Origin of the sequence: Pseudomonas vlassakiae (assembly GCF_014269035.2) — a bacterium.
Classification (GTDB): Bacteria; Pseudomonadota; Gammaproteobacteria; order Pseudomonadales; family Pseudomonadaceae; genus Aquipseudomonas; species Aquipseudomonas vlassakiae.
In genome coordinates, this window is the sequence record NZ_JABWRP020000074.1 from 1 (window position 1) to 256 (window position 256).

At 64.8% G+C, this 256-nt stretch carries 1 pseudogene; it reads left to right on the plus strand.

The features are described from left to right. Positions 1–256: pseudogene (locus HU738_RS25850) on the plus strand (RHS repeat domain-containing protein); the annotation flags it as partial.

Sequence of the window (256 nt, forward strand, 5' to 3'; positions counted from 1 at the left end):
CGACGGCGAGCACTACCATTTCCGCTACGACCTCGACGCCCGCACCAGCTGGGCTACCGACGTGCTCGGCCGTGAACTGGAGGTGCAGTACAACGCCGACCACCGCGTCATCGCCAGCCGCGACTACGGTGGCGAGCGTTACGCCATCGAGCTGGACGAGCAGGGCAACATGGTCAGCCTCGACCTGCCAGACGGCAATCGCCTGACCTTTAAGTACGACGAGTTCGCCCGCCTGCTCGAAGAAACCGACCCGCTG